A 10,910-nucleotide genomic window follows, 5' to 3' on the forward strand; every position below is an offset into this window, starting at 1 on the left:
GAGCCGCGGCTTCGCGGCGGCGCCGGTTAGCGGTGGACTAGCGGTGGACTAGCGGCGGCGGTTCTCTCCCGGTTTTCCGGGGCAGGAACATCCCATGGCCGGGCATGGCAAAACCACGCAAGATGGGGCGATCTACCACTTGCGGATTGCGCGGACTGCATGCTTGTTCAACGCCGTTGCTTTCTGGCCCGGGCCCTGGCGGGCGCGGGGCTGCTCACACTGTCGCCGCAGCTGGCGCTGGCCACGCCCGGGCTGCTGATCTCCAATGTCACCGGGCTGTATTCCGTCATGGTGGCCAAGGCCGTTGCGCCCAGCGCAGTGGAGCAGCTGGCGCAGGAAGTGCGCCAGTGGCCGGGCCAGGTCGCGGTCGGCGGCGGGCGTTTCAGCATGGGCGGGCAGATCGCCTGCGCCGGCGGCCTGCATCTGGACATGCGCGAACTGCGCCAGCTGGTGTGGCTGGATGCGAATGCCAGAACCGTGCGCGTGCAGGCCGGAATGACCTGGCGCGACCTGCAGGAGCGCATAGACCCGCTGGGCCTGGCCGTGACGACCATGCAGAGCTTTGCCAACTTCACCATCGGCGGTTCGGTCGCGGTGAATGCGCATGGCCGCTACGTGGGCAACGGCCCGCTGGGGAATTCGGTGCGCGCGCTGCAGATCGTGCTCGCCGACGGCGCCGTGGTCGAGGCCACGCGCAGGCGCAACGCGGCGCTGTTTCGCGCCGCCATCGGCGGCTATGGCGCATTGGGCGTGATCAGCGAAGTCGAGCTCGACCTGGCGCAGAACGTTCCCATGGAACGCAGCATGGCGTCGGTGGCCCTGGAGGACTATCCCGACTACTTCCTGGGAACGGTGCGCGACGACCCCGACTGCATACTGCACAACGCCGACCTGCTGCCGCCGCTGTTCGATGCGCCGGTGGCGATCTCGTGGCGCGCCACGTCCAAGCCGCTGACCGAAACGGCGCGGCTGATTGCGCGCGGCCAGTCCTATGACATGCACCAGAACGCCATTTTTGCGCTGACCGAGCTGCCCTGCGGACCCGAACTGCGCACCCATGTGGTGAACCCGCTGGTGCTGGACAAGCCCGCCGTGGTGTGGCGCAACCACGAGGCCAGCCACGACGTCGCAGAGCTGGAGCCGCGCACGCGCCGGATATCGACCTATGTGCTGCAGGAATACTTCATTCCCGTGCGGCACCTGGTGGCTTTCGTGCGCGAGATGGCCGGCATCATTCGCCAGCATGGTGCGAATGTGCTCAATGTGTCGATACGCCATTCGCCAGCGGACGAACTGAGCCTGCTGCCCTGGGCCAGGCAGGAGGTGTTCTCGCTGGTCGTCTATTACAAGCAGCGCGTGCATGAAAAAGCCCACGCGCAGGCGGGCGCCTGGACGCGCGCGATGATCGATGCCGCGCTGCAGTACGGCGGGCGCCATTACCTGCCTTACCAGCTGCATGCGACGCGCGAACAGTTCCTGCGCGCCTATCCCGAAGTCGCCCAGTTGCGCCAGCTCAAGCAGCGCCTGGACCCGCAGGGCAAGTTCTCCAACCAGCTCTGGTCGCGCTATCTCTGAGCCCGGGGATTGTCGTTCGGCAACCGCATCGGGGGTTTTGGAGGAACCCGCGCGGCGGGCCGCGGAAGATAGTCGCACGCATGGGTTCCCACGCTTTGTCACGGCGGCGCTTTCTGGCCTTGGGCGCGACCCGCCTGTCTTGGGGCGCAGGCGCGCGCGCGTCGGCGCGCATGGCGGTCGATGTGGTGATCGTGGGCGCGGGCGCGGCCGGGCTGACCGCGGCGCGGCGCCTGCAGGCCCAGGGCCACAGCGTGCTGGTGCTCGAAGCCGCGCAGCGCATCGGTGGGCGCGCCTTGACCGACGCGCATTCGTTTGCCCTGCCCATGGACCTGGGCTGCAGCTGGCTGCACCAGGCCGACCGCAATCCGCTCACGCCCATCGCGCGCGCGCTGGGCTTCACGCTGCTGGCGCATGACGGCGCGGCCCGGCATTATCTCGATGCCGGAATTGCGCTGGGCGCTTACCAGCGCGCGGCCATTCTTGCCGCCGAAAAGCGCCTGGCCCTGGCCATGGCCCGCGTGGGGCCGGCCGACCGGGCGCTGGCCTGCCTCGTTGACGCCCCCCGGGATGCCGCAATGCTGCGCGCGCTGCGCCAGATCGGCGAACTCGATGCGGGCGGCGCTGCCGAGGACACTTCGGTGCTGGGCCTGCGCGCGCAAGGCAGTACCGCGCCGAACTGGCTGGTGCGCCAGGGCATGGGGCGCATCGTCGCGTCGCTCGGCCGGGGGGTGAACATCGCTCTGGGCCAGCGCGTGACGGCCATCACGCAGGGCGCGCGCAGCGTCAAGGTCGCGACCGCCACGGGCGGCATCACGGCGGCGCACTGCCTGGTCACGGTGTCGACGGGCGTGCTGCGCGGCGAAGGCATACGCTTCACGCCGGGCCTGGGCCAGGGCGCGCTCGCGGCGCTCGATGCCTTGCCCATGGGGCATTTCAACAAGGTGATCCTGGAGTTCGACGGCCCGCTGTCCGGCCTGGCACCCGGCGACTGGTTCGGTGAAGGGCGCAGCTTTCAGCCGGACAAGGCGCTGGACTTTCTGGTCCACCCCTTTGATTCCCGCCTGGTGGTCGCGTTCGCGGGCGGTGCCTATGGCCGCGCGCTGTCCTGCGCGCGCCCGCGCGACGCGGCGCATGAAGTGCTGGCGCGGTTGCGTGCCTGCGTGGGCGGGCTGGGCAGGCCCAAGACCTGCGCCGTGACCGACTGGTCGCGCAATGCGCTTTTTGGCGGCAGCTATGCCTATCTGCGCAGCGGCGGCGGCGCTGCGCGCGCGCAACTGGCGCAGGCGGGCGGACCGCGCCTGCACTTCGCGGGCGAGGCCTGTGCCAGCGAACTGGTCCAGACCTGCGGCGGCGCCTGTCTGAGCGGCCTGCGCGCCGCCGACACCATCCACGCGCGGCTCATTTCAGCCGCTTGAGGCCCTGGGTGATGGTTTGCCTGGTCGTCCAGTAGTCGCTCCACGGGTCGCTGTTGCGCAGGCTCAGATAGTCGCGCGCCGTGGCAATCGTCCAGTGCGCCGCGCCCGACAACGTGGGCAGCTGCTCCCAGGACACCGGCATCGACACGCCCATGCCGGGCCGCGCGCGCGCCGAAAACGCCGCCACCGTGGTCTGGCCGGGGCCGTTGCGCAGGTAGTCGATGAAGATTTTGCCCACGCGCTTTTGCGGCCCCATCACCGCGACGAACTTTGATGGAATGACGCGCGCCATATGCTGGACCAGCGCCTGCGAGAACGCCTTGACCTGGGCGTGGTCGCGCCGCGGCGTCAGCGGCACGACGACATGCAGGCCCTTGCCGCCGCTGGTCTTGGGCCAGCTTGCCAGGCCCAGCTCGGTGAGCATCACGCGCGTGAGTTCGGCGGCTTCCAGCAGCTCGGCCCAGCCCACGCCTTCGCCCGGGTCCAGGTCCAGAACCAGGCGATCGGGCTTGTCGATATGGGTGATCTTCGAATTCCAGGTGTGGAACTCGATCACGTTCATCTGCGCCGCGGCGATCAGCGCCTGCGCCGAATCAATCGCCAGCAGCGGCGCATGGCCGGGCGACAGCGCGGGATCGAGTTCCTTGACGCCGGCAATCTTGCCTTCGGCGTGCTTCTGGAAGAACTGCTGGCCGACTACGCCCGCGGGCGCGCGCAGCAGCGAGATCGGCCGGCTCTTGAGATGCGGCAGCAGCCACTCGGCAACGCTTTCGTAATAGCGCACCAGATCGATCTTGCGCAGCCCGGTCGTCGGGTCTATGACGCGCTGCGCATGCGTGACCGTGACCGCGCTGGCGCGCGTATGTGCCGGTGCCGGTGCCGGCGCCGGCGCGGCGGCGGCTTGCCTGGCCTGTTCCCTGACGACTTCCCGGGCCGGCTTGTCGCCGCGGATTGCCTTGAACACCGCATGGCGCAGCTGCTGGTCGGGCGTCCAGGCGCCGAACGCCACTTCGACCACCAGCGACGGCCTGACCCAATGTTCGCTGCCAGACTTGCGCTGCGGCCAGCGGCCGGGCTTGGGCGGGGCTGCGGCGGGCTGGTCGATTTCCAGCGGCCGCAGCAGCGCCAGCAGCTGGCGCGCCGTTGCCGCGTCCCAGCCCGTGCCCACGGCGCCCGCGGCGCGCAGTACGCCGTTCTCGTGGTAGCCCAGCAGCAGGCTGCCGACCTCGCGGCTGGCGCCGGCGCGCAGCGTGAAACCCAGCACCACGAATTCCTGGCGCAGCTGGCACTTGAGCTTGAGCCAGGTCGTGCTGCGCCCCGATACATAGGGCGCATCGGCCTGCTTGACCATCACGCCTTCGAGACCCATTTCGCAGGCGGCGCTCAGCAGCTGCGCGGGCGCCGCCTGCAGGGTCTGGCTCAGGCGCAGCTGCGCGTTCTCGCGCCCGTCCAGCAGCTGTTCGAGCAACTGACGCCGGGCGCGCAGCGGCAGCGCGCGCAGGTCGCTGTCGCCCAGAAACGGCAGATCGAACAGGAACAGCACGATGTCCCCGGCCTGGGCGCTGTCGATCGCGTTCTGCAATCGGTGCAGGTTGGGCAGGCCTGCGTCGTCGAAGACCACGATTTCGCCGTCCAGCCAGGCATGGGTCAATCCAAGTGCGGCAATGGCCGGCACCAGCGGCGCGAGCTTGTCGCTCCAGTCATTGCCGTTGCGCGTGAACAGCCGCACCTCGTCGCCATCGACACGCGCCAGCACGCGGTAGCCGTCGAACTTGCTCTCGACAATCCAGTCGCCCTCGGGCACCGAGGACACCAGCGTGGCCAGCTGGGGCGTGAGTTGCGCGGGCAGCGCGGCCTTCTTGGCGCCGGTCGGCGCGCCCACGGTCAGCGCGGGCGCCGCCAGCGGCTTCTGGATGACGCTGTCGGGCAGCGCCGTGAGCACGTCGTACTCGCTGCGCGGCCTGGCCCAGGCGTCGCGTTTCTTGAACAGCAGCCACTGGTTGCGCTTCTTGTCCGCAGGCTTGGAGATGCGCACCAGCTCCCACAGGCCCGCGAGCTTTTGCCCGTGCAGCGTGAAGACCAGCTTGCCTTTGGCCAGGCCCGCGCGCGCGTCGCTCTGGGGCTGCCAGCTGCCGCGGTCCCAGACGATCACCGTGCCCGCGCCGTACTCGCCCTTGGGAATCTCGCCTTCGAAGCGGTTGTAGTCCATGGGGTGGTCTTCCACCTGGATGGCCAGCGTCTTGACGCCGGGGTCCAGGCAAGGGCCCTTGGGCACGGCCCAGCTGCGCATCACGCCGTCGAGTTCCAGGCGAAAGTCGTAATGCAGATGCGAGGCCCAGTGCTTCTGGATGACGAACTGCAGCGGCCCGCACGCGCTGCGCGGCGCGACCACGCCCGCGGGCTCGGCGGTCTTGTTGAAGTCGCGCTTGGCGTTGTAGGGCCCCAGCGGCGCGGCGGGCTTTGTCATCGCGGGTGCTGCTGCGCTCAGGCGGCTTTCTTGCGCGCCGTGGACGCGCCGGATTTTCTGGCGGCGGCCTTGGCCGGCGCCTTGGTCGTTGTCTTGGCGCGCGCCTTGGCCGGTGATTTATCCGGCGTTTTTGTGGGCGCCTTGGCACCGCGCAGGCTGCGCTGCAGCAGCGCCGTGAGGTCCAGCACCTGCGCGCTGTGCGGCGCTTCTTCCTCGGGCTCGACGACTGTGTGGCTGTCGCCGGCCTTGGCTTTCTTTTCCACCAGCTGCATGACCTGCAGGCGAAACTCGTCCTTGAAGTCGGCCGGATCCCATTTGCCCGACATTTCGGCGACCAGCTGCTTGGCCATCTTGAGTTCGGTGGCGTTGACGTTCTTCGCGCCCGCGGGCGGCAGCTCCAGGCCTTCGAAAGTCCGGACTTCGTCGCCCCAGCGCAGCAGGTTCAGCACCAGCGCCGGCCCCGAAGGCACGAGCGCGGCAAGATGCTGCCTGGTCGAGATCACCACCTTGGCCAGGCCGATCTTGCCGGTGGCAAGCAGCGTCTCGCGCAGCAGCGCATAGACCTTGTCGCTCTTGTTGATGGGCGCGATGTAATACGGCCGCTCGAGGAACACGAACGGCATTTCGCGCGCATCGATGAAGCGCTCGATCTCAATCGTCTGCGTGGTCCTGGGAAACACCGCTTCTATCTCTTCGGGGCTGATCAGCACGTACTTGCCGTCTTCGTACTCCACGCCCTTGACGATGTTGTCCTGGCCGATCTCGCGGCCGGTGCGCTTGTTGATGCGCTTGTAGCCCACGGGGTCCATGGAGCGCTTGTCGAGCCAGTCGAAATCTATGCCCTGCTCGGTGGCCGCGGTGTGCAGCGCGACAGGAATATGCACCAGGCCGAAGCTGATGGCGCCTTTCCAGAGCGTTCGACTGGCCATGCCTGCCTCCTTACGTTCCCGTATCGTCAGGCGCCGGGCGCCGCCCGCCGACCCACATGCCCATGGCCAGGCCCAGCACGCCCATGGCGACCACCGTGCCCACGGCCCGTTGATTGGCCTGTCGCTGGCCGCCATCGATTGCCGTGACCACCGACGGCGTGAACAGATTGCCGTCGGACGGCATCGCCGGGCGCGCGCGCCCCAGCGCCCAGCGCGTCACGCGCTGCATGCTGGCGCCCAGCCACTGCGGCGCGATCGCCTGGGCCAGCCGGCCCGCACCCGCGCCCGCGCCCACCCAGGTGACGGCGCGCGGCCGCTGCGCGAGCGCGACCACGGCGCGCGCGACGCGGCGCGGGTCGACCAGCGGAATCGGCACGCGGATATTGCTGCCCGTGTAGTTGGCGCCGTGCGAGAGTCCGGGCGAGTCGACAAAGGTCGGCGCGACATCGCAGACATGGACCTGCGGCAGATCGGCGACTTCGGCGCGCAGCGCCTGCGAGAGCCCGCGCAGGCCGAACTTGCTCGCGGTGTACGCCGCCGCATAGGGCGCGGGAATCCAGCCGCCCACGGAAATCAGATTGATCAGCGTGCCGCGTCCGCGCTCGCGGAAGTGGCGCAGCGCGACATGCGCGCCCTGCAGATGGCCTATGAGATTGGCTTCGACCACACGGCGGTGCGCTGCCAGCGGCGTTTCGTCGAAGCGCCCGATGGCGCCCACGCCCACGCCGTTGACCCAGATATCGATATGGCCGTGCAGCGCGAGCGCGGCTTCGGCCAGCCGCTCGACCGCATTGGCATCGGTCACGTCGGTGGGAACGACCAGCGTCGAGGGGGCGCCGGCCGCGCGGCAGGCCGTGGCCACGGGAGCGAGCGTTGCCACGTCGCGCGCCGCGAGCACCAGGCGCGCGCCGCGCTCGGCAAAGGCCAGCGCGCTCGCATGGCCAATGCCGCTGGAAGCCCCGGTGATCACGACCACCAGGTCCTGGGGCTGTGTGGAGTTCTGGTCATCGGCAGAAATGGGTTCGGACCGTTCCATCGTTCTCAGCCCTTTCCGGCCGCTGCGGGCGTGATCACGCCGCAGGCGATGCGTCCGCCCGAGTTGCCCGCAGGGTTGCTCGCGTAGTCGTCCTCGCGCTCATGCACCACCAGCGCGCGGCCCATCACCGAAGTCTTGCCGGGCTGCAGCGTCACATGGGGATTGGTGAAGCGCAGACTGCCCTGGCGGTCGGTGCCCACGAGAATGTTGGGCGCTTCGCCCGCATGGGCTTCGTGCGCCGACTGGCCGGGCCGGCCATGCTTGCCGGTCATGAACGGATCGAAATGTCCGCCGGTCGCGCCAAAGGCAATGGTCTGGCCCGCGGCATCGGGTCCTGGGGCACAGGCGCCATTGGTGTGGATATGGAAGCCGTGCGGGCCCGGCGTCATGTCCTGCACCTGGATGGTGATTTCCACGCCCGCGCCACCGGGCAGTTCGCGCAGCGTGGCATTGCCCGCGGGCGCGCCGCTGGCCGTGACCAGGGCGACCCGCGCGCCCGGCGTGGAGTTCGCGCCGGACATGTCATTGCCGCCGCTGGCGGCGCAGCCGGTCAGGAACAGCGCAAGCGCGGAAAGCACGGCGGTGCTGGCGGGAATCAGGGGACGGTGGTTCATGGCGGCAGGTTCCTCAAAAAATCGATCGGCGGACGGCAGCAACAGCGGTGCGCCGCAGCGTTCTATCCTCCGCGCAGGCGCCAAATCATTGGCAGGCGCATTTCTCGAACCGCTGTAGGACACGCTCGGTCTTCGTCGCGACCTCGACGCCCGATCATCTGCAAAATTGATAGCTTTTAACTTTCAACTTCCGTTTGTTGATCTGAGGATTGCATGTTTTGCAATCCGGCGCCGAGCGCAGGCGCCCAGCGCGATGGGGAAATCACAATGGAGAACGACAGCGACGCGGCAGGACTTCACGATGGCGCGGCCCTGGGCACGCGCGACATCGTGGTCAGCCGCTCGGGCTACCACCTGGTGCTGCGCCTGCGCGATGGCACGCACAGCCTGACCCTCAACGACTACTTCCGCAGGAACGCCATGGGCGGCTATGTGCGCGATGAAGTGCGGCTGGTCGACGGCGGCCTGTGGACGCTGGCCCAGCTCCAGGCCCGGCGCAAGCCCGCTCCCGTACCCGCGTCCTAGGCCGGCTGGGTGCGCATCTCGAAGAACTGGCTTGGGGTCTGCCCGAAGTGCTTGCGGAACATGGTCGCGAACGCGCTCGGACTGTCGTAGCCCAGGGCCAGCGCGACGTCGATCACCTTGTCGCCGCCGGCCAGCAGCTCGAGCGCGCGCAGCAGCCGCGCCTGCTGGCGCCAGCGGCCGAACGTCATGCCGGTCTGGGCCGCAAACAGCCGCTGTATGGTCTTGGCGTCGATTGCGGCCTGGGCCGCCCAGTCGGCCAGCGTCGAAGTGTCGTCGGGCCGCAGCTGCAGGCGCCGGCAGATGGCCAGCACGCGCGGGTCGGTGGGCATGGGCAGGTGCAGCGGCAGCACGGGCAGGGCGTGCAGCTCGTCGAGCAGCAGCCGCAGCAGGCGCGCATCGCGCGAATCGGGCGGCGAGGGTGGCTGCACCTGGACCGCCGCGCGTATCAGCTCGCGCAGCAGCGCCGAGACGCCCACGACCTGGCAGCTGTCGAACAGCTGCGGCGCGGCGTCACGCTGCACGAACAGGCTGCGCATCTGCACTTCGCCTATGCAGCGCAGCGAATGCGTCATGCCCGCGGGCATCCACAGCCCGCGGCTGGGCGGCACGGTCCACTGGCCGGCGTCGGCGTGCACCACCATCACGCCCTGCAAGGCATGCAGCAGCTGGTGCTTGCCATGGGCATGCGGCGGAATGACCCAGCCCGCGGGGTAGTCTGTGGCGCGGCAGGTCACGGGCGCGGCGCTGTTTTCCACCTGGGCCAGGGCCTGGGTGTGGGGCGTGGTTTCGGGCGTGTGGCGCATGTCCTTTTTGCAATGGTTGAGCACCAAATGGCGCAAGACAGACTTTAGCGCGCTTTCTAGAATCCGTACGGCTGCCCGGCACTTCCGCGGGGCGCGCTTGCTACATCACAAGGTTTCTGTCCCATGTCCCTTTCCAGCGCTGCCGTGACCATCGATGCACCGCCGCAGTCCCCACCTTCCCCGCCTGCGGGATTCGCCTACCGCATCGTCGGCGCCGCGGCCTTCGCCCACCTGCTCAATGACCTGATCCAGGCGCTGCTGCCGTCGATCTACCCGATGCTGAAAACCGATTTCGCGCTGAGCTTCGCGCAGATCGGCTGGATCGCGCTGGCCTACCAGATCACGGCCTCGCTGCTCCAGCCCTGGATAGGCCTGTACACCGACAAGCACCCCAAGCCCTACCTGCTGCCGGCGGGCATGACGGTGACGCTGATCGGCATCGCGCTGCTCGCGACCGCGGGCAGCTATCCCATGCTGCTGGTCGCGGCCTGCGTGGTCGGCGTGGGCTCGGCCACCTTCCACCCCGAGGCCTCGCGCGTGGCGCGCATGGCCTCGGGAGGGCGCTTCGGCACCGCGCAATCGACCTTCCAGGTGGGCGGCAACACCGGCTCGGCGATAGGCCCGCTGCTGGCCGCGGCCATCGTCGTGCCGTTCGGGCAGTCGGCGATTGCCTGGTTCATGCTGGTCGCGCTGCTGGCCATCTGGGTGCTGTGGCGCATCACGGGCTGGACGCTGCGCCACGGCCAGGCCCAGGCCAAGAGCATGGCGCGCCACCACGCCAAGGGGCTGGAGCGCCCCGAGGTGATACGCGCGATGGTGGTCATCGCCGTTCTGATGTTCGCCAAGTTCGTCTATATCTCGGCGTTCACCAACTACTTCACGTTCTATCTGATCGAGCGCTTCGGCACCAGCGTGCGCGAAAGCCAGCTCTATCTGTTCGTGTTTCTCGCGGCCGTCGCGCTGGGCACGTTTGCCGGCGGCCCGGTGGGCGACCGCATAGGCCGCAAGGCCGTGATCTGGGTGTCGTTCCTGGGCGTGGCGCCGTTTGCGCTGGCGCTGCCGCATGCCAATCTGTTCTGGACCGCGGTGCTGGCCGTGGTCATCGGCCTGGTGATGTCGTCGGCCTTCGCCGCGCTGGTGGTCTACGCCCAGGAGGCCGTGCCCGGCCGCGTGGGCATGGTCTCGGGAATCATGTTCGGCCTGATGTTCGGCATTGCGGGCATGGCCGCGGCCGGCCTGGGCCAGCTGGCCGACGTGCACGGCATCGCCTGGGTCTACCAGCAGTGCGCGTATCTGCCGCTGCTGGGACTGGTGACGGCGTTTTTGCCCAGGACCGGGGCGAAGCGCTAGGGGCCAGAGCGGTTGGATCCTAACCATCGCGCCCTGAAACGCCCTTCGACATGCTCAGGGCGAACGTTGGGCGGGAAGCCTGCCCACCGCGCCACATGAAAACCGTTCGTCCTGAGCCGGCCTTGCCGGCGGCGCATCAAATTTTTGCCTTGGCCCCCGCCGCGCGCCTGGCCGGGCGCTGCAGGCTCTCCGAACG

Annotated in this window: 9 protein-coding genes; 4 read left to right on the forward strand and 5 right to left on the reverse strand. The window is 68.9% G+C overall.

Features of this window, described 5'->3' with window-relative positions; all coding sequences use genetic code 11:
• The first annotated feature begins 159 nt into the window (after positions 1-159).
• Together RR928_RS09975 and RR928_RS09980 are read left to right on the forward strand one after the other, a co-directional pair.
• Entirely contained in the window at positions 160-1,575 is a 1,416-nt protein-coding gene (locus RR928_RS09975) for an FAD-binding oxidoreductase (RefSeq protein ID WP_332538057.1), read from the forward strand.
• 80 nt (positions 1,576-1,655) lie between these two features.
• Positions 1,656-2,990 carry a flavin monoamine oxidase family protein gene (locus RR928_RS09980; RefSeq protein WP_332682377.1) on the forward strand — a complete coding sequence of 445 codons (1,335 nt, stop codon included), beginning with the start codon at positions 1,656-1,658 and terminating at the stop codon, positions 2,988-2,990.
• Here RR928_RS09980 and ligD read toward each other — a convergent pair.
• The 4 genes from ligD to RR928_RS10000 are packed head-to-tail and all read right to left on the reverse strand — an operon-like array spanning position 2,974 to position 8,036.
• Positions 2,974-5,457, reverse strand: a complete 2,484-nt coding sequence (gene ligD, locus RR928_RS09985) for a DNA ligase D (RefSeq protein ID WP_332682379.1) — start codon at positions 5,455-5,457, stop codon at positions 2,974-2,976. The two genes, RR928_RS09980 and ligD, sit on opposite strands and share 17 nt — an antisense overlap.
• A 17-nt stretch (positions 5,458-5,474) precedes the next feature.
• Complete coding sequence (gene ku, locus RR928_RS09990) at positions 5,475-6,386, reverse strand: non-homologous end joining protein Ku (protein ID WP_332538054.1); 912 nt, start codon at positions 6,384-6,386, stop codon at positions 5,475-5,477.
• 10 nt (positions 6,387-6,396) lie between these two features.
• Positions 6,397-7,422: an SDR family oxidoreductase gene (locus tag RR928_RS09995; RefSeq protein ID WP_332548392.1), complete on the reverse strand. Its 1,026-nt coding sequence runs from the start codon at positions 7,420-7,422 to the stop codon at positions 6,397-6,399.
• 5 nt (positions 7,423-7,427) lie between these two features.
• A complete protein-coding gene (locus RR928_RS10000; protein WP_332538052.1) occupies positions 7,428-8,036 on the reverse strand; it encodes a superoxide dismutase family protein in 609 nt (202 codons plus the stop codon).
• 267 nt (positions 8,037-8,303) lie between these two features.
• Between RR928_RS10000 and RR928_RS10005 the strand changes: the two genes are divergently transcribed.
• The gene (locus RR928_RS10005) at positions 8,304-8,561 is read left to right on the forward strand and encodes a hypothetical protein (protein WP_332548393.1); all 258 of its coding nucleotides are present in this window, start codon (positions 8,304-8,306) and stop codon (positions 8,559-8,561) included.
• On the opposite strand, the gene RR928_RS10010 is transcribed toward RR928_RS10005, so the two are convergent.
• On the reverse strand, positions 8,558-9,364 hold the full coding sequence (locus tag RR928_RS10010) for an AraC family transcriptional regulator (protein WP_332538048.1): 807 nt from the start codon (positions 9,362-9,364) through the stop codon (positions 8,558-8,560). The genes RR928_RS10005 and RR928_RS10010 overlap by 4 nt on opposite strands.
• Positions 9,365-9,487: 123 nt before the next feature.
• Between RR928_RS10010 and RR928_RS10015 the strand changes: the two genes are divergently transcribed.
• A complete protein-coding gene (locus tag RR928_RS10015) occupies positions 9,488-10,714 on the forward strand; it encodes an MFS transporter (protein WP_332682382.1) in 1,227 nt (408 codons plus the stop codon).
• The last annotated feature ends 196 nt before the right edge of the window (positions 10,715-10,910 follow it).

The sequence above is a fragment of the Comamonas sp. genome (genome assembly GCF_036666375.1).
Lineage (GTDB): Bacteria > Pseudomonadota > Gammaproteobacteria > Burkholderiales > Burkholderiaceae_C > Comamonas.